Genomic DNA, 20,680 nt, shown 5'->3' on the forward strand with positions numbered 1-20,680 from the left:
CTAGAGACGCTCCAGCGCCCCTCTGTGATAACTATCTCATCGGCCAATTCCATAATTTCTTTAGGTGTATCAACAGGTTTTCTGCCTAACTGTCAGGAATGTCAGTTTGACGTCACCGTACTGACCGACTAGATCCGCTATAACCCTTGGCAGGCTGCACACTCCCTCATTTCACGCACACGGCGTTTACCCGGCATGCGCACTCAAAACAAGAAAATACAGCTGAGCATTTTGATCATAGTTTTGATCGGTGCAGGCATCTGGCTATTGCAACGCCCAACAGCAAATAAGCCCGGCGCTGCAACAGCCGTCCCCTTGCGGGTTATCCAGGTGGTGCAGCAGGACGTGCCGCGCTCCATCAGCGCGATTGGCGCAGTGTTGTCACTGCACAGCGTGATGATTCGCCCACAAATCGACGGCATCCTCACTCAACTGCTGGTCAAGGAAGGCCAGACGGTTAAGGCCGGTGACTTGCTAGCAACGCTGGACGACCGCTCGATTCAGGCCAGCCTCAATCAGGCCAAAGCGCAGTTAGCGCAAAACCAAGCTCAGTTGCAGGTCGCGCAAATTGACCTCAAGCGCTACCAACTGCTCAGCGTCGACAGCGGTGTATCCAAACAGACGCTCGACCAGCAACAGGCGCTGGTCAATCAACTCAAAGCCACCGCCCAAGGCAATCAAGCCTCCATCGCCGCAGCGCAGGTGCAGTTGTCGTATACGCAAATCCGTTCTCCGGTCACAGGCCGGGTAGGGATTCGTGCCGTGGATCCCGGCAACTTTCTGCGCGTCAGCGATGCGCAGGGGCTTTTCTCCGTAACCCAAATTAACCCGATTGCCGTTGAGTTTTCGTTACCTCAACAACAGTTACCCATCCTTCACGACCTGCTTGAGGCCAAAGATTCAGCCCGGGTCAGCGCCTTTTTGGGTGACACCCTGCTCAGCGGCACACCACTGGGCGAAGGCCGCTTGAGTTTGATCGACAATCAAGTGTCCGCCACGACGGGCACGATCAAGGTCAAAGCACAGTTTGATAACGCCAGACAAACCCTGTGGCCCGGCCAACTGGTGAATGTTGAAGTGCAAACCGGGGTCGATCAAAACGCTTTGGTGGTGCCGCCGCAAGTTGTGCAGCGCGGACTGGACAGTTATTTCGTGTACCGGGTCAAGGGCGACACCGTCGAAACCGTGCCCGTGCACATGCTGTTTCAAGACTCCCGCTTGAACATCATCAGCGGCGTCGATGTGGGCGATACCTTGGTCAGCGACGGCCAATCACGGCTTAAGCCCGGTTCGCGCATTGAAGTCTTGAGCGAGCCCGCATTGAGCAGTGTGCCCAACGCCAATGCGGTGCAGCCATGAATGCTCGCGGCTCGCTGTCGGCTTGGTGCATCGATCACCCCGTAGCCACAGTGCTTTTGACGTTCGCTCTGGTATTGCTGGGTCTAATCGCCTTCCCGCGTTTACCCATTGCTCCGCTGCCTGAGGCGGAATTTCCGACGATCCAAGTCTCTGCGCAGTTGCCCGGCGCCAGCCCGGACACGATGGCATCGTCGGTGGCCACGCCGCTGGAGGTGCAATTTAGCGCCATCCCCGGCATGACCCAAATGACCTCCAGCAGCGCCTTGGGTTCGACCACCCTGACCCTGCAATTCACCCTCGATAAAAGCATCGACACTGCCGCGCAAGAGGTGCAAGCAGCGATCAATACCGCGTCCGGCAAGTTGCCTAAAGACATGCCCACGCTGCCCACTTGGAAGAAGGTCAACCCGGCCGACAGCCCCGTGTTGATTCTGAGCATCAGCTCGATGCAAATGCCCGGCACCGAACTCAGCGATTATGTCGAAACCCTGTTGGCGCGTCAGATCAGCCAAATTGACGGCGTGGGGCTAATCAACATCACAGGCCAGCAGCGCCCTGCCATTCGCATCCAGGCCTCGGCCGACAAGTTGGCGGCCATTGGTCTGACATTGGCGGACATTCGGCTGGCGATTCAACAAACCAGCCTCAATCTGGCCAAAGGTGCGCTGTATGGGCCGTCGAGCATTTCGACACTGTCAACTAACGACCAACTGTTTAACGCCGACGAATACAGCCAGTTGATCGTGTCGTACAAAGACGGCGCCCCGGTGCAATTGCGCGATGTGGCGCGCGTCATCGACGGCTCCGAAAACGACTACGTGCAGGCGTGGTCTGGGCACCAGCCGGGGCTCAATCTGGTGATTTCGCGCCAGCCCGGCGCGAACATTGTTGAGACCGTCGACCGTATTCAGGCGTCCCTTGCGGGCCTGCAAGCCATGCTCCCGGCATCGGTTGAGGTCAAGGTGCTCAGTGACCGCACCCAAACCATTCGTGCTTCGCTGCATGAGGTTGAAATCACCTTATTGATCGCCGTGCTGCTGGTGGTGGCGGTGATGGCGCTGTTTCTGCGCCAATGGTCGGCCACGCTGATTGTGTCGGCGGTACTGGCAGTGTCGTTGATCGCCAGTTTTGCGCTGATGTACGTACTGGGTTTCAGCCTCAACAACCTGACGCTGGTTGCGATTGTGGTGGCCGTGGGGTTTGTGGTGGACGATGCGATTGTGGTGGTGGAAAACATCCATCGCCACCTTGAAGCTGGCGACACCATGCGCGATGCGGCGATCAAAGGCGCAAGCGAGATCGGCTTTACAGTGATTTCAATCAGCTTCTCGCTGGTGGCGGCGTTTATTCCATTGCTGTTTATGGGTGGCGTAGTCGGGCGACTGTTCAAAGAATTCGCTCTCACAGCAACCTCAACCATTTTGATTTCTGTGCTGGTGTCCCTGACGTTGGCGCCCACCTTGGCGGCGCTGTTTATGCGTGCGCCGGTACACCACCCACAGACCAAACCCGGCTTTGGCGAGCGCCTGCTGGCGCTGTACGACAAAGGCTTGTTGCGAGCCCTTGCGCATCAGCGGCTGATGCTGGGCGTATTCGGCATTACGCTGGCGATGGCGGTGGCCGGTTATGTGTTGATCCCCAAGGGCTTCTTTCCGGTTCAAGACACTGGTTTTGTACTCGGCACCACCGAGGCCGCCGCCGATGTGTCGTACTCAGACATGGTGCAAAAGCATCTAACGCTGGCCAACATCGTCAGCGACGACCCCGCGGTTCAGGCGTTTTCGCATGCGGTAGGGGTGACCGGCAGCAATCAGACCATCGCAAACGGCCGGTTTTGGATTGCCCTAAAAGACCGCAACCAGCGTGATGTGTCGGCCAGTGAATTTATTGACCGCATCCGCCCGCAATTGGCCAAGGTGCCGGGGATTGTGCTGTACCTGCGGGCCGGTCAAGACATCAACCTCAGCTCTGGGCCAAGTCGTAGTCAGTACCAATACGTGCTCAAGAGCAATGACGGGCCAACGCTCAACACCTGGACGCAGCGCCTAACTGAAAAACTGCGCACCAACCCGGCCTTTCGCGACCTGTCCAACGACCTGCAACTGGGCGGCAGCATCACCCACATCAGCATCGACCGAAACGCAGCCGCCCGTTTTGGTCTCACCGCCACCGATGTCGACGAAGCGCTGTACGACGCTTTTGGTCAGCGTCAAATCAATGAATTCCAGACCCAAATCAACCAATACAACGTGATTTTGGAGCTGGACGCCCAGCAACGTGGCAAGGCCGAAAGCCTGAACTACTTCTACCTGCGCTCGCCGCTGACAGGAGAAATGGTGCCGCTGTCTGCGGTGGCCAAAGTCGATGCGCCCGTCAGCGGGCCATTGTCGATCAGCCATGACGGCATGTTCCCCGCGGCCAACCTTTCGTTCAACCTCGCCCCCGGCGTGGCGCTGGGCGATGCAGTGCTAATGCTCAATCAAGCAAAAAACGAAATCGGCATGCCAAGCACCATCAGCGGTAATTTCCAGGGAGCAGCGCAAGCGTTCCAAAGCTCACTGGCCAGTCAGCCGTGGCTGATTTTGGCGGCACTGGTGGCGGTGTACATCATTTTGGGTGTGTTGTATGAAAGCTTCGTGCACCCGCTGACGATCATTTCCACCCTGCCGTCTGCGGGGCTGGGGGCTTTGCTGATGCTGTGGGTGTGCGGGCAGGACTTTTCCATCATGGCGCTGATCGGGCTGGTATTGCTGATTGGCATCGTGAAGAAAAATGGCATTCTAATGATCGATTTCGCCCTCGACGCCCAACGCACTCGCGGGCTTACGCCTGAGCAGGCGATCCATGAAGCCTGCCTGACGCGGTTCAGGCCGATCATCATGACCACACTCGCCGCCTTGCTTGGCGCGTTACCGCTGATGCTCGGCTACGGCCCCGGCGCAGAACTGCGTCAGCCGCTAGGCATCGCCGTGGTGGGCGGCCTGCTGGTGAGTCAGGCGCTGACGCTGTTTACCACGCCCGTGATCTACCTGTGGCTTGAGCGTCTGTTCCACCGTTCTAAACCCGCCCGCTTGTTGGCGACTGATCACTGAGGCAGGTTATGCGCGTTCTGATTATTGAAGATGAAGAAAAAACCGCCGACTACCTGCGCCGGGGCTTGAGCGAGCAAGGCTACACCGTGGACGTGGCCCGCGATGGCATTGAAGGGCTGCACATGGCGCTTGAAAGTGACTACGCCGTCATCGTGCTCGATGTGATGCTGCCCGGCCTGGATGGTTTTGGCGTGCTGCGGGCGCTGCGGGCGCGCAAACAAACCCCGGTGATTATGTTGACCGCCCGCGAGCGCGTAGAAGACCGCATTCGCGGCCTGCGCGAAGGTGCCGACGATTATCTGGGCAAGCCGTTTTCGTTTTTGGAACTGGTGGCGCGCTTGCAAGCCCTGACCCGACGCAGCGGCGGTCATGAACCCGTGCAGATCACGGTGGATGATTTGTGGATTGACCTTATCAGTCGCAAAGCCTCTCGCGCTGGCGCTCGCCTGGAGCTAACCGCCAAGGAGTTTTCACTGCTCAGCGTGCTGGCACGGCGTCAGGGTGAAATCCTGTCCAAAACCTCGATCGCGGAAATGGTCTGGGACATCAATTTCGACAGCGATGCCAACGTGGTTGAAGTCGCCATCAAACGCCTGCGCGCCAAACTCGACGGGCCATTCGAGCACAAGTTGCTGCACACCATTCGCGGCATGGGTTATGTGCTGGAGCGACGCGGTGTTTAAGCAGCCCAACCGTTTGAATTCCATCGCCTTGCGTCTGAGCGCGATGTTCACGCTGGTGGCGTTGTTGGTGTTTGTGTTGATCGGTGGTGCGCTGTATCAGCAGGTCGACAAAGGCATTGGCCTGCTGCCTGACGCCGAGCTGGATGCACGATTCAGCGTGCTGGAGTCCTCGATCAATCGCTACGGCAATCCAGAACACTGGGCCAAAATGAGCACCAAACTCAAGTTGCTCAGCGAAGAGGACAAACGCATTCGGTTCTGGGCGATCAGCGACGACCCAAACTACGAGTACGGCAACCCGGATTCGACAGTGCGCGAGTTCGCCAAAGGCCCGCTAGGCGTGCGAGACCTGCAACTGCCCGAGGAGGCCTACCCGTTCAAGGTGCTGAGCAGCCAGATTCCGGCCAAGGAGCAACGCCCCGCCCTGCGCTTTTTGATTGCGATCGACACCCAAACCTTCCGTGAAACTCAGCACCACTTGCTCACGGCGCTGATTAGTTTGGCAATCATCGGCGTACTGCTGGCCTCTCTGCTTGGGTATTGGGTGGCGCGTATCGGCCTCAAGCCGTTGATCACCCTGTCTAAAGAAGCGCAAAAACTGGCTCCGCCGCGGTTGTCTGGCCGCTTGCGCCTGTCGCCGTTACCGCCAGAGCTGGATCAACTGGTCATCGCCTTCAACTCAACACTGGAGCGAGTCGAGCAGGCGTACACCCGACTGGAATCCTTCAACGCTGACGTGGCTCACGAGCTGCGTTCGCCGCTGACCAACTTAATTGGCCAGACCCAAGTCGCACTGACCCGCGGGCGTTCAGCCGAGCATTACTTTGAGGTGCTGCAATCTAACCTTGAAGAACTGGAACGACTGCGCAACATCATCAATGACATGCTGTTTTTGGCCAGCGCCGACCAAGGCAGCAAAGCCAGCAAACTAACCCGCGCTTCGCTGGCAGACGAAGTGGCAACGACGCTGGACTATCTGGAGTTCATTGTTGAAGACGCACGGGTATGGGTACAGGTCAGTGGAGATGCGCAGGTCAATATCGAAAAGGCGCACTTGCGACGTGCGTTGATCAACCTGCTGAACAATGCTGTGCAGCACACCCAGCCGGGGCAGCGGATTGAAGTGCTGATCGAGCAAACCGAGCATCAGGTCAGCATCAGCATCAGCAACCCCGGCCCGCCGATTACCGAAGAACACCTGCCCCGCTTGTTCGAACGCTTTTATCGCGTGGATGCCTCGCGCCACAACAGCGGTGCCAATCATGGACTGGGGTTGGCCATCGTCAAAGCCATTGCCCACATGCACGGAGGCGAAGTGTTTGTGCGAAGCGGCGAAGGGCGCAATACATTTGGCCTGTATTTGCCGGCTGAATCTCACTGATCCTACGCGCCAGAGTTGCTAGAGATCACAAATGCCCGCCCCCAGTGGGCGCAGCACAATGCGTCTAACTCGGCCCTCACCGACTTTGTTACCCTAAACGCAAAAGTCCTTATCCAGAGCAGGGCTTTTTCGGTGTGCGCTCGCGCTATATTTTGATCGCACCACACAGAACTTGCTCAGCAAGAAGGTCTTTGAAATGTCCAGCAGTATGGGTATGGCCAGCGTTTTCGTTATGTCGTCTTTGTTGTTGTCGCCTTTGGCCATGGCGGAAGAATCGCCAGCGTTCGTCGCACAAAATGAGGCCCGCGCCGCCGCCTTTGAGCAGCACCAACAAGCACTGACCGCCAGCCATAAAAACGATGTAAAGACTCAGCAAACACAGGTTAAAACCAACGTTACCGATGACGCTAAAGACAGCTGATCGAGCACTGACAGACTTCCCGACCCAGTCGGTCACGGCTTACAAATGTGACTGACTGTTTCAAAAGCCGCTACTATAGCGGCTTTTTTTTGTTTTAAAAAAACGCCGCGGCGCTTGGCGTAACTCGAACAAGAATTGATTTCTTAAAGAAAATAAAAACTGCCGTCACTTTCAAGGAGCAATTTACTCGTGAAGTACTCACTCAAACTTAGCCCGCTATTCATTGCCCTGGCTGCAACGATCCCAGCCTGTGCCTACGCAGATGACGAAGCCTCCAAAGAGGGCTTTATCGAAGGTTCCAGCCTCAAGCTAAACCTGCGCAACTACTACATGAACCACGACATCCGCAGCCCTAAAGCCGATGACAGCAAAGAGTGGGGGCAAGGTTTTATTGGCAAGTTTGAGTCTGGGTTCACTCAAGGCGTGGTGGGCTTTGGTCTGGATGCGTATGGCTTGCTCGGGTTGAAACTTGACGGCGGTGGCGGCACCGATGGCAGCAGCATCCTGCCGGTCAGTGATGGCAACGGCAAAGCGCCCACGGCGTTTTCGTCTGCCGGCGCAGCGCTGAAAATGCGCGCTTTTGACACCGAACTCAAAGCTGGTGACATGTTTTTGAACAACCCGGTCATAGCCGGTGGCGAAACACGCATGCTGCCGCAGACTTTCCGCGGTGTCAGCCTGACCAATAACAGCCTCGAAGGCTGGATGTTTGAAGGCGGTCAGGTGAGCTTCAACAAGCCTTATGACCAAAGCGGCATGCGTCGTCTGACCACCACCTACGGCGACATGGGCGACCAGAGCAGCAAACATCTGACCTGGGCCGGCGTGTCCTTCAGCGGTATTCCCGAGATCACCAGCAACCTGTACGGCGCTGAACTCAAAGATGTCTGGAACCAGTACTACTACGACTTTGACTACACCTATGAACTGAGCGATAGCATCAGCCTGAATCCGGGCCTGCATTTCTATCACACCCAAGACACTGGCAAGGCCCTGCTGGGGGACATCGACAACAACACCTTCAGCCTGCACTTTGCTGTAGTCATGGCCGGGCATACCGTGACGGCGGTGTATCAGCGGGTCAACGGCAACACGCCTTTTGACTACATCTACGAAGGTGACAGCGTTTTCCTCGACAACTCGCAGCAGTATTCGGACTTCAACGGCCCGAACGAGCGCTCCTGGAAACTGCAATACGAGTATGACTTTGCAGGTGTTGGCCTGGCGGGCCTGACGTCTATGGTCTCGTACTCACGTGGCGAACTGGACTTGACCAAGGTTGATCCCAACAGCGTGGGTTACAGCAGTTGGTACAACCCGCAAGGCAAAAACGCTCACCACTGGGAGCGCGACATGACCGTTAAATACGTGGTTCAAGACGGCGCGGCAAAAGACTTGGGCGTCGCCCTGCGCTGGTCTACCAACCGCGGCAACGAGGCCTATCAAGCCGTGGATAACAATGTCGATGAATACCGTGTGATCGTCGATTACCCACTGGATGTGTTTTAAGTCGTGAACGGCTGAAAAACGCATTTAAACGCGCAAAATCGCGTAATAAGAAGCAACGATTCGACGTTATCTTCAGCTATTCTTTCAGGGTGTTTCGCGCCGCGAATCAATGGCCAACGCTTGGTTGGTCTTTGATTCGCGGCGCGACCTTTAATGGGGCGCCACGTCCAAGGCTGAGGGTTTTGTCATTAAGCATTTACCCCGAGCACACGTCATCACGCGGCGCATGTTAATTGGTGCTACCACGCTCTGTGTCATGACCATCCTGAGTATCGTGAGCTACCTGTTGGTGCGCGAATATCGCAGCGCCGAGCAAGACGCTTCGCGCTCAGCCCTTAACATCGTGCAACTGATCAATCGCGACGTGCGCAACACCGTCGAGATTTACGATTCCGCCCTGAAAAATTTGATTTCAGTGTGGCAAAGCAATGAACTCAGCCCCCTATCACCCATCACTGAGCACTCACTGCTGTTTGGCAGATCCAGCGAAGCGCCCTCCAATGAAGGTTTCTTTTTGCTCAACGCCCAAGGCCAAGTCATCACATGGTCTGGCACGTCCTCGCTGCCCCATGAAAACTTCAGTGAGCAGCCCTTTTTTAACGTGCACAAACTCCTGAACAGTGGCCAGGTGTTCATCAGCCGCCCTTTTCAGTCGAGCAAAAAAGATGAGGACTGGAAGATCAGTTTCAGCCGTCGGATATCGGCCCCCGACGGCACGTTTGTTGGGGTCGCTGTGGGCCAGATGAAGCTGGACTACTTTAAAGGGCTGTTTAGAGGACTGGACGTCGGCACCAACGGCAACATCAATCTGATCAGTACCGACGGTTTTTTGCTGATGCAATACCCAGTGACCTTGCAAGCGTTTGTCGGCGTGGACTTGAGCCAGACACCAAACTTCATACGTTTTCTCAGTGAACGCTATGGCAGCTTTACAGCGATGTCCGGGCTTTATCGTCAAGAGCGCCTGTACAACTTTTCACAAGTCCACGATTTACCGATGGTAGTAGTGGTCGCCCTGTCCACCGAGAACATCTTCAGTAACTGGTGGCACACAACCTTATTGATTGGGGCCGCCACCCTGCTGTTGTGCTCGGGCTTGCTGTGGTTGACCTGGCTGTTGGTGCGCGAACTGCGCTTGCGCCAACATGCCGAGCGCGAGCTGGCAGGGCTCGCCTCCACAGACGCACTCACAGGACTTGCGAATCGTCGAACGCTGGACGCAACACTTGAGATGGACTGGCGGCGCTCGCAGCGATCAGGTAAACCGCTGTCGGTGATCATGATTGATATCGATCACTTCAAGGCCTTCAATGACACTTATGGCCATCAAATCGGTGATGAGGCGCTGCGTCAGGTGGCGCAGGTCATCAAAGCGCATGTACGTCGCCCTACCGATTTGGCGGCTCGATATGGAGGCGAAGAGTTCGCGGTGGTTCTCAACGAAGCCGACGCTGCCAGCACCCGCTTGCTTGCCGAAAACATTCGTCACGCAGTCGAGCACATGGAACCTGTAACAGCCGACAACAAGGTGCTAACCATCAGCCTCGGCACCTGTACGCGCTACGCCAAAGCTTTTGATTCGCCCTTGGCGATTATCAATACGGCTGACAAAGCGATGTACCAGGCCAAAAAGAGTGGTCGCAACCGCGTGGTCAACATTAATGAAACGGGGCTGATTGCATTCAAACCTAACGTTGCCCCATAAAAAAAGGCCACCCGAGGGTGGCCTTCAAAAACTAGAGAAAGAAGTTTTACTTAAACTGCCGCAACCGGACGCATGTACGAGATCGGTGCAGTGCTGGCGTCTTCAAAGGTCACGACTTCCCACGCATCTTTCTGCTCAATCAGCTTGCGAAGCAGCTGGTTGTTCAGTGCATGGCCAGACTTGAAGCCCTTGAACTCACCAATCAGGCTATTGCCCAACAGGTAGAGATCGCCAATGGCGTCGAGGATTTTGTGCTTCACAAATTCGTCTTCATAGCGAAGACCGTCTTCGTTCAGTACACCATCCGCATCGACTACGATCGCGTTTTCCACGCTACCGCCGAGTGCGAGGTTGTGCTTGCGCAGGTACTCGATGTCACTCATGAAACCAAAAGTACGGGCGCGGCTGACTTCTTTAACAAACGAAGTACTTGAGAAATCCACGCTTGCACTTTGGGTGCGGTTACGGAAAACCGGGTGATCGAAATCGATCTCGAAGCTCACCTTAAACCCTTCGAAAGGGACGAAAGTGGCGCGCTTGTCGCCATCTTCCACTGTCACTTCACGCAGGATGCGGATGAACTTCTTCGGCGCGTCCTGTTCTTCCAGGCCGGCAGATTGAATCAAAAATACGAAAGGTCCAGCGCTACCGTCCATGATAGGGACTTCAGACGCGGAGAGTTCGACGTAGGCGTTATCGATCCCCAGGCCAGCCATGGCCGAGAGCAAGTGCTCTACCGTGTCTACTTTGGTATCGCCGTTGACCAACGTGGTCGACATGGTTGTCTCGCCGACGTTTTCCGCGCGAGCAGGAATCTGCACCACAGGGTCAAGGTCTGCACGACAAAACACGATGCCGGTGTCCACAGGCGCAGGCTTGAGGGTCAGGTAGACCTTCTCACCGGAGTGCAGGCCGACACCTGTGGCACGGATAATATTTTTCAGGGTGCGTTGTTTAATCATGGCATTGGCCGCTTCAGCGCAAATTGCGAACTGGTATCAACAAAGGCTGGCGATAATAGCAGACCGAGCCTTTGCTGAACACCAATCACCTTAATACCCCTGATTGATTTCATTAATCAGCCTGACGACGCAGGAAAGCCGGGATGTCCAGGTAATCCAAATCGTCTTGCGGATTCAGCTTAGCAGCGGTTGTTGCGCCTTGCTGAGCCTGATTACGCATCACGGTCGGGCGATCCAGATCACGGTAGTTAACCACTGGCTGCTCCTGACGCTCTACGCGAGTTTCCTGACGAGAGGCCGTCTGCGACGAAGCAGGTGCGTAGGAAGTCTGAACGGTATTGTCGATAACCTTGACCGGCTTCTCGATTTTTGCGCCCAGGCCAGTAGCCACAACCGTCACGTGCAGTTCGTCACGCATGTCTGGATCGATAACCGTACCGACCTTGACCATCGCGTGCTCGGAAGCGAACGCCTCGATGATGCTACCCACGTCGGAGTACTCACCCAGAGACAGGTCAGGACCGGCGGTGATGTTCACCAGAATGCCGCGTGCGCCTTCAAGGTTCACGTCTTCAAGCAACGGGTTACGGATCGCTGCTTCGGTGGCTTCACGAGCACGGTTTGGACCGCTGGCGCAGCCAGTGCCCATCATCGCCATGCCCATTTCGCTCATCACAGTGCGTACATCGGCAAAGTCGACGTTGATCATGCCCGGACGCTTGATGATGTCGGAGATACCGCGAACGGCTCCGGCCAATACGTCATCAGCCTTGGCGAAAGCAGACAGCAAGCTTGCGTCTTTACCAAGGATGGTCAGCAGTTTTTCGTTCGGAATCGTGATCAACGAATCGACGCTTTCGGACAGCAGACGAATACCTTCGTCAGCGATCTGCATGCGCTTGCGACCTTCGAACGGGAACGGACGAGTCACCACTGCAACAGTGAGAATTCCCATTTCCTTGGCCACTTCGGCAATGATCGGCGCAGCACCGGTACCGGTCCCACCGCCCATGCCCGTGGTGATGAACACCATATTGGTGCCCTGCAACACTTCAGCAATGCGCTCGCGGTCTTCCAGCGCAGCCTGACGACCAACTTCTGGATTAGCACCAGCACCCAGGCCTTTGGTCACACCAGTGCCCAATTGCAGGATGGTACGCGCGCCAATGCTCTTGAGCGCTTGTGCGTCGGTGTTGGCGCAGATGAATTCCACGCCTTCGATGTTGCTCTTAACCATATGGTTAACAGCATTGCCACCGCCACCACCAACACCGATAACCTTGATTACCGGGCTTTGCGGGATGTTGTCTACGAGTTCGAACATTTTCCCTCTCCTTTCATTTCTCTAGTTTTTTCGCCTACTTCTACTGCTTTGAATCTGGTACTGCTTAAAACTTAAAAGTTGCCTTGTACCCAGCGCTTCAAACGCTCAAGTACCGGCGCCTTTTGTTCATCACTGCTGTAGCTTTCACGGCTGCTGATACCCGACAGGGAGATGCCGTCCGACTGCTTTTGCAGCCCGTACAGCAACAAGCCCACAGCAGTTGAGTAAATCGGGTTGCGTACAACGTCGGCCAAACCTTTGAAACTGTGCGGCACGCCCAGACGCACCGGCATATGGAAGATCTCTTCGGCCAACTCGACCGCGCCTTCCATTTTCGATGTGCCACCCGTCAGCACGATGCCAGCCGGGATCAGGTCTTCGTAGCCACTGCGACGCAGCTCAGCCTGAATCAAGGTGAACAGCTCGTCATAACGCGGCTCAACCACTTCGGCCAATGCCTGACGGGACAGTTCACGCGGAGGACGGTCGCCCACGCTTGGAACCTTGATGGTTTCACCCGCGCCTGCCAGTTTGGCCAGTGCGCAGGCATAGCGAATTTTGATTTCTTCGGCGTATTGAGTCGGTGTACGCAGCGCCATAGCGATGTCGTTGGTCACCTGATCGCCCGCAATCGGGATCACTGCCGTGTGGCGAATCGCGCCTTCGGTGAAGATCGCGATGTCAGTGGTACCGCCGCCGATATCCACCAGGCACACGCCCAGTTCTTTCTCGTCGTCAGTCAGTACCGAGTAAGCCGAGGCCAGTTGCTCAAGGATGATGTCATCCACTTCAAGCCCGCAGCGGCGCACGCATTTTTCGATGTTCTGCGCAGCATTCACGGCGCAGGTCACAACGTGAACCTTGGCTTCAAGACGTACACCCGACATGCCCAGTGGCTCACGAACGCCTTCCTGGTTATCGATTACATAGTCTTGCGCCAGGGTGTGCAGCACACGCTGGTCAGCCGGAATCGCAACGGCTTGAGCGGCGTCCAGTACGCGCTCAAGGTCGGCCGAGCTTACTTCGCGGTCACGAATCGCCACGATGCCGTGGGAGTTCAGACTGCGAATGTGATTGCCCGCCACACCGACAAATGCCGAGTGAATGCGGCAACCCGCCATCAGTTGGGCCTCTTCAACTGCGCGCTGAATCGACTGCACAGTGGATTCGATATTCACCACCACGCCCTTTTTCAGGCCACGGGATGGATGGGTGCCGATACCGACGATTTCTAACTGGCCATCGGCCGCGACTTCGCCTACCAGCGCAACCACCTTGGAGGTGCCGATATCCAGACCGACGATCATTTTGCCGCTTTGCACATTTGCCATGGGTCCTGCCTCTTCTTAATTCTTCGCGACAGCGGGTTGGGCCATCGTGGGTGCCACAGGTTCCCGCCAGCCGACGGCCAATCCGTTGGCATAACGCAAATCAATGCGCGCAATGTTTGTAATCTGTTCTTTCAGCGTTTTTTCATAGATGGCTATGAAGCGACGCATTTTCTCTACCAAGTGATCGCGCCCTAACAGCAGCTCGATCCCAGGCCCTGCACTGCCAGCTCCGGTGGTCAGGAACCAACTGCCCCTTTCACGCAATTCCAGCCGGGCAATTGAAAAGCCCATCGGACGCAGCATCTGGCTCAGCACCTGATACTGCTGCATAACCTGCTGCTGAGCCCGCTGCGGGCCAAACAGCTGTGGCAAATGTTCGTAATTGGCCAGCTCTCGCGGTGTGAAAGCCTGCCCTTGGTTATTGAGCAGGGCTTCATCGCCCCAGCGTGCAACCGGCAGTTGCTCTTCGAGGCGAATCACAACCTGATCCGGCCACACACGGCGTACTTCGGCGTGCGCAATCCAGGGCATTTGCTCAAGTTCAGTGCGCATGGCTTCCAGGTCGACTGTGAAAAAGCTGGCCGCCACGTAGGGAGCGATCCGCTGTTGTACAGCTTGCTGGCTGATGTAGGTCAGATCGCCCTGAACATTGATGTTGGTAATCGGCCGATCCGCGTAAGGCATTAATCGCTGAGCGCCTTCATACGTACCAAACCCCAACGCCACCAACAGCACAGGCCAAAAAAGAGCCTTCAAAAAGCCAAAGTTAGCTTTGGGCAGGCGCACCGACATCGGCTCTTTAGCCACCATTCGGCTGGCACCACGCGGCACCGGCTTGCGGCCGGGTGCAGGTGGTTGATGACGAACCGATGCGCCTTGCATGGCCTTAACCTCGCGCCTCTAAACTAGCTGCCAAGATCGACAGCACCAACTGTTGAAAATCCAGACCGGCCGCCTTGGCCGCCATCGGCACCAAACTGTGATCGGTCATGCCCGGCGCGGTGTTGACCTCCAATAGCCAAAACTGGCCATCGGTGTCTTGCATCACGTCCAGACGTCCCCAACCGGCAATACCAATCGCCTCACAGGCTTTGGCCGTGAGCTCCATAAGTTCTTGTTCTTTGGCGCTATCAAGACCGCACGGCACCCGATATTGGGTATCGTTGGCCACGTACTTGGCGTCGTAGTCGTAGAACGTATGCGGGGTGCCCAGTGCAATAGGTGGCAGCACTTGGTCACGCAGGGTGGCGATGGTGAACTCCGGACCAGAAATCCATTGTTCAACCAACACTTGCGAATCGTACTTACTGGCTTCGGCCCACGCGCTGATCAATTCCTCAACGCTGTTCACTTTGGCCATACCAATACTTGAACCTTCATGCGCCGGTTTGACGATTAAAGGGAAGCTCAGTTCCTTCGCTGCACAAATACAATCGGCTTCGCTGCTCAGCACTGCGTGGCGCGGGGTCGGAATGCCCAGGCTGTGCCACACCTGTTTGGTGCGCAATTTGTCCATTGCCAAAGCCGAAGCCAAAATGCCACTGCCGGTGTAGGGAATGCCCAAGCACTCCAGCAACCCCTGCATGCTGCCGTCTTCGCCGCCACGGCCGTGGAGGATGATGAACGCACGGTCGATTTTTTCGCTGGTAATACGGCTGATGAAGTCATCACCCACATCAATACCAAAGGCATTCACACCAGCGCTTTGCAGCGCTTTAAGCACGGCATTACCTGACTTGAGGGACACTTCACGCTCGGCGCTTTTGCCTCCGAACAACACCGCCACGCGGCCAAAATCGGCGGGGGCGATGGTCGAGAACAGATTGGCGTAGGCAGCAGTCATTTCAACTTCCCCTCGCTGGTCGCAACAACGGCACCGGCGAATAACGGACTGTTAATAAGTTGCGGTGCCAGACGGCCGATATCGCCCGCCCCTTGGCACAACAGGATGTCGCCCGCACGCAGCAGCGGCTTGACGATCGGCGCCAGCTCCACGCCGCGCTCAATGTAGATCGGGTCTAATTGGCCACGCTGACGAATGCTGTGGCACAACTGGCGGCTGTCTGCGCCCGGGATAGGCTCTTCACCTGCGGGATAGACTTCCATCAATAGCAACACGTTGGCATCGGCCAGTACCTGCACGAAATCGTCGTACAGGTCACGGGTGCGACTGAAACGGTGCGGCTGGTAAACCATGACCAAGCGGCGTTCTGGCCAGCCACCGCGTACCGCCTTGATAACGGCGGCCACTTCGGTTGGGTGATGACCGTAGTCGTCGACCAACATGACGCTGCCGCCCTCAACAGGCAGTTCACCGTAGACCTGAAAGCGACGGCCCACACCCTGAAAACCCGAGAGGCCCTGAACAATGGCGTCATCACTGATGCCCTCGTCCGAGGCGATGCAGATAGTCGCCAACGCATTAAGCACGTTGTGGTTGCCCGGCATGTTCACCGACACATCCAGCGGTTCGCGATCCGGGCGCAATACGGTAAAGAAGGTTTGCATGCCTTGCTGACGGACATTGATGGCACGTACGTCAGCGGTTTCGCTAAAGCCATAAGTGACAGTCGGACGCTTGACCAGCGGCAGAATTTCACGCACCACCGGATCATCAAGGCACAATACTGCCAAGCCATAAAACGGCAGGTTGTGCAGGAACTCGACAAAGGTTTTCTTCAGTTTGTTGAAGTCACCTTCGTAGGTCGCCATGTGGTCGGCGTCGATGTTGGTCACTACCGCAACCAGCGGCTGCAAGTGCAGGAAGCTGGCATCGCTTTCGTCAGCTTCGGCGATCAGGTAACGACTCGTTCCAAGCTGTGCATTGGTTCCTGCTGCATTCAGTCGGCCACCAATCACAAACGTTGGGTCCAGACCACCAGCGGCAAACACCGACGCGAGCAAGCTGGTGGTCGTGGTTTTGCCATGCGTGCCAGCAACGGCAATGCCGTGGCGATAGCGCATCAGCTCAGCCAGCATTTCAGCCCGCGGCACCACTGGGATACGACGTTCCAGTGCAACAGCAACTTCCGGGTTAGCCGGATTGATCGCGCTGGACACCACCAATACATCTGCATTGGCAGCGTTTTCGGCGCGGTGGCCAATGAAGATGTGCGCGCCGAACGTCTCTAGACGCTCGGTCACAGGCGATGCGTTCAGGTCAGAGCCCGACACCTGATAACCCAGGTTCAGCAACACTTCGGCGATACCGCACATGCCCACGCCGCCGATACCGACGAAGTGGATGCGACGGATACGGCGCATTTCGGGTTGTGGCATAGCTTTTTGATTCTCAACCATTGGCCACCTCCAGGCAGATATCGACAACGTTGCGGGTTGCATCAGGCTTGGCCAAGCGGCGAGCATTGGTCGCCATGCTGTTCAGTCGTTCCGGTTGCATCAAAACCTCTGTCAGGCGTGCAGCCAATTCGGCTGCGCCAGTCGTCGCTTGCGGCATCAGAAAGGCCGCGCCCTCCTGAGCCAAATAGTCAGCATTACGGCTCTGATGGTCATCAATCGCATGGGGCAAAGGCACCAGCAGCGATGGCAGACCGGCCGCAGCCAGTTCACTGACGGTCAGCGCGCCTGCGCGACAAACCACCAAGTCGGCCCAGCCATAGGCGTGGGCCATGTCTTTAATAAAAGGCTGCACTTGAGCCTCAACACCGACCGCGTTATAGCGCTCGGCGGTAATTTGGTCGTGTTGCTTGCCCGCCTGATGAAACACCTCAGGGCGAACATCAGCCGCTACCTTGGCCAATGCTTCAGGCAACAATTTGTTCAGTGGCTCAGCGCCAAGACTGCCGCCCAATACCAACAAGCGCGCCTGACGCCCTTGCAGGGGAGCACGCGATGCCAACGTGAATAACTCAGGACGCACCGGGTTACCGGTGGTACGCAGTTTGTCCGAAGCCTGGAAGGTCTGCGGAAAGGCTTCGCAGACACGGCTCGCCATCGGCACCAGCAAACGGTTAGCGGTGCCCGCTACGGCGTTTTGTTCATGAATAATCACGGGCACGCCACAGGTTTTAGCCGCCAAGCCGCCGGGGCCCGTGACGTAACCACCAAACCCAAGCACGCAGACCGGCTTGAGCTGACGAATAATTTTACGCGCCTGAAACAACGCCTTGAGCAACACAAAAGGGGCCTTGAGCAGCGACAGTTTGCTTTTGCCACGCAGGCCCGCAACGTTAATCAGGTGCAGGGTGAAACCTGCGGGTTTCACCAGTTCGTTTTCTATGCCTCGCGGGGTTCCAAGCCAGTGCACGGTGTAACCGCGTGCTTCAAACTCGCGCGCGCAGGCCAGCGCCGGGAACACGTGCCCGCCAGTGCCGCCCGCCATGATCAGCACATTAGCGCCCATGAGTCGGCTCCTCTGCGAAGTCGCTTTCTTTGAAGTCGGTCTCTTCACTGCCCAAGTGGGTTCGACTCTCCCACTCAATGCGTAGCAACAAGCCCATACACACACAGCAAATCACCAACGAGCTGCCGCCATAACTGAGGAATGGCAAGGTCAAACCTTTAGTGGGCAACAGACCAACGTTCACGCCGATGTTAATCAGGAACTGGCCGATCCACAGGAACGACAAGCCGTAGGCCATGTACGCTGCGAAATATTGTTTAGCGCGCTCGGCCCACAGCCCGATGTACATGCCCCGTACACAAACGAACACAAACAGGGCGACCGTTAGCAGCGAACCGACCACACCCAGCTCTTCAGCCAACACCGAAAACACAAAGTCGGTGTGGGCTTCAGGCAGGTAAAACTGCTTCTGAACGCTGTTGCCTAGCCCCACGCCAAACCACTCACCGCGACCAAATGCGATCAAGGCTTGGGTCAACTGGTAGCCAGAGCCGAACTGGTCAGACCACGGGTCAGTAAAGGTAATCAAACGCGCCATACGATAAGGCTGCGCCTGCACCAACACGAACACCGCACCAACCGCCAGAACCACCATCAAAGCAAATCGGAACAGCCCAACGCCACCCAAGAACAGCATGGCCGCTGCAGCACCCATCATCACGACGGTGGCACCGAAGTCGGGCTCCATCAGCAGCAAGCCAGCCATCGGCAGCAAGACGATGAAAGGTTTGAAAAAGCCCATCCAGCTTTCACGCACTTCTTTTTGCTGGCGTACCAGATAGCCCGCGAGGTAGATCACCACGAACACTTTGGCGATTTCCGAGGGCTGTACGTTAAAGAAGCTGAAACCGATCCAGCGCATCGAACCGTTAACCTCACGGCCAATGCCCGGCGTGAGCACCATCACCAGCAAACCAAATGCGCCGATCAGGAGCATCCAGCCCAAACGCTGCCATGTCGCAATCGGCACCATCAGGGTCAGGATGCAAGCACCCAGACCGAGCACGATGTAAAACAAGTGGCGGATCATGTGGTACAGCGTGTTACCCGATTGCAAGGCTGCCACTTCAGATGACGCCGAAGTGATCATTACCAGTCCCAGACCGAGCAGGGCCAGACAACCAGCCAGCAACGGGAAGTCGAGGTCAATGCCACGACCCGTGATCAGCGGTGAGGGATAAGGCTTGATAATGCCGAAGATCATGCCAAGGCCTCCACTGCGCGGGCGAACAAATGGCCGCGCTCTTCGTAGTTCTTGAACATGTCAAAACTGGCGCAGGCGGGCGACAGCAATACCGCATCGCCGGAATGCGCCAATGAACGGCTTCGGGCAATGGCTTCATCCAGCGAACCTGCACGCACCTGTGGCACGGCATCGCCCAAGGCTGTCGCGATCAGATCGGCATCGCGCCCCATCAACACCACAGCACGGCAATACTTGGCCACGGAGTCTCGTAAGCCGCTGAAATCAGCACCTTTGCCGTCGCCGCCAGCGATCAGCACCAGTTTGCCATTCATGTCAGCGCCCAGGCCGTCGATAGCGGCCAGTGCGGCCCCCACGTTGGTCGCTTTGGAGTCGTTGTAATAGCTGACACCGTCGAGTTCACGCACCCACTGGCAGCGATGTTCAAGGCCGGTAAACGTGCGCAGGCTCGACAGCATGGCGTCAAACGGCAAACCAACGGCATGCCCCAGTGCCAACGCTGCCAAGGCATTGGCCTGATTGTGCGCACCGCGAACTTTCAGCTCGCGCACAGGCATCAGGTTCTGGAATTCAAAGGCCAGATACTTCTCGCCGTTTTCTTCGCGCACACCGAATGCCTTGAAATCTGGCGCGCTCAAACCGAAGGTCCAGCACGGCAGACCTTCGCTCATCAGCGGGCGGGTCAGTGCATCCTGGCGGTTGACGACCACTTGTTTGGCACCACGAAAAATGCGGTGTTTTGCCAAGTGATACGCGGGCAGGCCGCTGTAGCGGTCCATGTGGTCTTCGCTGACGTTAAGCACGGTGGCGACTTCTGCGCCCAACTGGTTAGTGGTTTCCAGCTGGAAGCTCGACAGCTCCATCACGTACAACTCAACGTCATCGTTGAGCAAGTCCAGTGCGGGTGTGCCAAGGTTACCGCCCACCGCAACACGCTTGCCTGCGGCTGCAGCCATTTCACCGACCAAGGTGGTGACGGTGCTTTTGGCGTTGGAACCACTGATTGCCACAATGGGCGCTTTCGCGTTACGCGCGAACAGGTCGATGTCGCCAGACAGCTTCACGCCACGGGCAGCGGCCGCTTGCAATGCAGGTGTCGCCAAGGCCAGACCGGGGCTCACGTAGAGTTCATCGGCGCGGCACAAGAAGTCGACATCCAGTTCGCCACAACGCACTTCCACTTGCGGGTAGTCACGGCGCAGCGTGGCCAGCTCCGGTGGATTGTCCCGCGTGTCAGCCACAGCAAACGACACACCCCGTTGCGCCAGAAAGCGCACCAGAGACATGCCGCTCTTGCCGAGGCCGACAACGATGCGGAAGTGGTCAGAAGCGATCAGAGACACAGG

Annotated in this window: 16 protein-coding genes; 7 read left to right on the top strand and 9 right to left on the bottom strand. The window is 56.8% G+C overall.

All coding sequences use genetic code 11. The features are described 5' to 3' along the window. Nucleotides 1–195: 195 nt before the first annotated feature. The 7 genes from ACZRJQ_RS03480 (at nt 196) to ACZRJQ_RS03510 (ending at nt 10,150) form a co-directional block, all read left to right on the top strand. Nucleotides 196–1,359 carry an efflux RND transporter periplasmic adaptor subunit gene (locus tag ACZRJQ_RS03480; RefSeq protein ID WP_463977030.1) on the top strand — a complete coding sequence of 388 codons (1,164 nt, stop codon included), beginning with the start codon at nt 196–198 and terminating at the stop codon, nt 1,357–1,359. After that, nucleotides 1,356–4,451: a multidrug efflux RND transporter permease subunit gene (locus tag ACZRJQ_RS03485; protein WP_463977031.1), complete on the top strand. Its 3,096-nt coding sequence runs from the start codon at nt 1,356–1,358 to the stop codon at nt 4,449–4,451. The genes ACZRJQ_RS03480 and ACZRJQ_RS03485 overlap by 4 nt, the downstream gene beginning before the upstream one ends. An 8-nt stretch (nt 4,452–4,459) precedes the next feature. Continuing rightward, on the top strand, nt 4,460–5,134 hold the full coding sequence (locus ACZRJQ_RS03490; RefSeq protein WP_463977032.1) for a heavy metal response regulator transcription factor: 675 nt from the start codon (nt 4,460–4,462) through the stop codon (nt 5,132–5,134). After that, complete coding sequence (locus tag ACZRJQ_RS03495; RefSeq protein WP_463977033.1) at nt 5,109–6,515, top strand: heavy metal sensor histidine kinase; 1,407 nt, start codon at nt 5,109–5,111, stop codon at nt 6,513–6,515. The genes ACZRJQ_RS03490 and ACZRJQ_RS03495 overlap by 26 nt, the downstream gene beginning before the upstream one ends. 196 nt (nt 6,516–6,711) lie before the next feature. Further along, the gene (locus ACZRJQ_RS03500) at nt 6,712–6,936 is read left to right on the top strand and encodes a hypothetical protein (RefSeq protein WP_463977034.1); all 225 of its coding nucleotides are present in this window, start codon (nt 6,712–6,714) and stop codon (nt 6,934–6,936) included. Between the two features lie 189 nt (nt 6,937–7,125). Beyond that, entirely contained in the window at nt 7,126–8,445 is a 1,320-nt protein-coding gene (locus ACZRJQ_RS03505) for an OprD family porin (RefSeq protein WP_463977035.1), read from the top strand. Between the two features lie 256 nt (nt 8,446–8,701). Further along, nucleotides 8,702–10,150 carry a sensor domain-containing diguanylate cyclase gene (locus ACZRJQ_RS03510; protein WP_463977036.1) on the top strand — a complete coding sequence of 483 codons (1,449 nt, stop codon included), beginning with the start codon at nt 8,702–8,704 and terminating at the stop codon, nt 10,148–10,150. A gap of 50 nt (nt 10,151–10,200) precedes the next feature. On the opposite strand, the gene lpxC is transcribed toward ACZRJQ_RS03510, so the two are convergent. From lpxC to murD, 9 genes are all read right to left on the bottom strand, one after another. Then, on the bottom strand, nt 10,201–11,112 hold the full coding sequence (lpxC, locus tag ACZRJQ_RS03515; RefSeq protein WP_048378142.1) for a UDP-3-O-acyl-N-acetylglucosamine deacetylase: 912 nt from the start codon (nt 11,110–11,112) through the stop codon (nt 10,201–10,203). A gap of 112 nt (nt 11,113–11,224) precedes the next feature. Continuing rightward, a complete protein-coding gene (gene ftsZ / locus ACZRJQ_RS03520) occupies nt 11,225–12,436 on the bottom strand; it encodes a cell division protein FtsZ (RefSeq protein ID WP_463977037.1) in 1,212 nt (403 codons plus the stop codon). A 71-nt stretch (nt 12,437–12,507) separates the two neighbouring features. Continuing rightward, the gene (ftsA, locus tag ACZRJQ_RS03525; protein WP_463977038.1) at nt 12,508–13,767 is read right to left on the bottom strand and encodes a cell division protein FtsA; all 1,260 of its coding nucleotides are present in this window, start codon (nt 13,765–13,767) and stop codon (nt 12,508–12,510) included. Nucleotides 13,768–13,782: 15 nt separating this feature from the next. After that, nucleotides 13,783–14,649, bottom strand: a complete 867-nt coding sequence (locus ACZRJQ_RS03530) for a cell division protein FtsQ/DivIB (RefSeq protein ID WP_463977039.1) — start codon at nt 14,647–14,649, stop codon at nt 13,783–13,785. A gap of 4 nt (nt 14,650–14,653) precedes the next feature. Further along, nucleotides 14,654–15,610, bottom strand: a complete 957-nt coding sequence (locus ACZRJQ_RS03535) for a D-alanine--D-alanine ligase (protein ID WP_463977040.1) — start codon at nt 15,608–15,610, stop codon at nt 14,654–14,656. After that, on the bottom strand, nt 15,607–17,067 hold the full coding sequence (murC, locus tag ACZRJQ_RS03540) for a UDP-N-acetylmuramate--L-alanine ligase (RefSeq protein ID WP_463977041.1): 1,461 nt from the start codon (nt 17,065–17,067) through the stop codon (nt 15,607–15,609). Before murC ends, ACZRJQ_RS03535 begins: the two co-directional genes overlap by 4 nt. After that, complete coding sequence (gene murG / locus ACZRJQ_RS03545; protein WP_463977042.1) at nt 17,060–18,130, bottom strand: undecaprenyldiphospho-muramoylpentapeptide beta-N-acetylglucosaminyltransferase; 1,071 nt, start codon at nt 18,128–18,130, stop codon at nt 17,060–17,062. Before murG ends, murC begins: the two co-directional genes overlap by 8 nt. Beyond that, nucleotides 18,120–19,334: a putative lipid II flippase FtsW gene (ftsW, locus tag ACZRJQ_RS03550; protein ID WP_463977043.1), complete on the bottom strand. Its 1,215-nt coding sequence runs from the start codon at nt 19,332–19,334 to the stop codon at nt 18,120–18,122. The genes murG and ftsW overlap by 11 nt, the downstream gene beginning before the upstream one ends. Further along, nucleotides 19,331–20,677: a UDP-N-acetylmuramoyl-L-alanine--D-glutamate ligase gene (gene murD, locus ACZRJQ_RS03555; protein WP_463977044.1), complete on the bottom strand. Its 1,347-nt coding sequence runs from the start codon at nt 20,675–20,677 to the stop codon at nt 19,331–19,333. Before murD ends, ftsW begins: the two co-directional genes overlap by 4 nt. Nucleotides 20,678–20,680 lie beyond the last annotated feature (3 nt).

This window comes from Pseudomonas sp. E315, from assembly GCF_055406205.1.

Coding starts and splice junctions, on each gene's coding strand:
- ACZRJQ_RS03480 (WP_463977030.1), top strand. CDS start 196: ATGCGCACTCAAAACAAGAAAATACAGCTGAGCATTTTGATCATAGTT.
- ACZRJQ_RS03485 (WP_463977031.1), top strand. CDS start 1,356: ATGAATGCTCGCGGCTCGCTGTCGGCTTGGTGCATCGATCACCCCGTA.
- ACZRJQ_RS03490 (WP_463977032.1), top strand. CDS start 4,460: ATGCGCGTTCTGATTATTGAAGATGAAGAAAAAACCGCCGACTACCTG.
- ACZRJQ_RS03495 (WP_463977033.1), top strand. CDS start 5,109: ATGTGCTGGAGCGACGCGGTGTTTAAGCAGCCCAACCGTTTGAATTCC.
- ACZRJQ_RS03500 (WP_463977034.1), top strand. CDS start 6,712: ATGTCCAGCAGTATGGGTATGGCCAGCGTTTTCGTTATGTCGTCTTTG.
- ACZRJQ_RS03510 (WP_463977036.1), top strand. CDS start 8,702: ATGACCATCCTGAGTATCGTGAGCTACCTGTTGGTGCGCGAATATCGC.
- lpxC (WP_048378142.1), bottom strand. CDS start 11,112: ATGATTAAACAACGCACCCTGAAAAATATTATCCGTGCCACAGGTGTC.
- ftsZ (WP_463977037.1), bottom strand. CDS start 12,436: ATGTTCGAACTCGTAGACAACATCCCGCAAAGCCCGGTAATCAAGGTT.
- ftsA (WP_463977038.1), bottom strand. CDS start 13,767: ATGGCAAATGTGCAAAGCGGCAAAATGATCGTCGGTCTGGATATCGGC.
- ACZRJQ_RS03530 (WP_463977039.1), bottom strand. CDS start 14,649: ATGCAAGGCGCATCGGTTCGTCATCAACCACCTGCACCCGGCCGCAAG.
- ACZRJQ_RS03535 (WP_463977040.1), bottom strand. CDS start 15,610: ATGACTGCTGCCTACGCCAATCTGTTCTCGACCATCGCCCCCGCCGAT.
- murC (WP_463977041.1), bottom strand. CDS start 17,067: ATGGTTGAGAATCAAAAAGCTATGCCACAACCCGAAATGCGCCGTATC.
- murG (WP_463977042.1), bottom strand. CDS start 18,130: ATGGGCGCTAATGTGCTGATCATGGCGGGCGGCACTGGCGGGCACGTG.
- ftsW (WP_463977043.1), bottom strand. CDS start 19,334: ATGATCTTCGGCATTATCAAGCCTTATCCCTCACCGCTGATCACGGGT.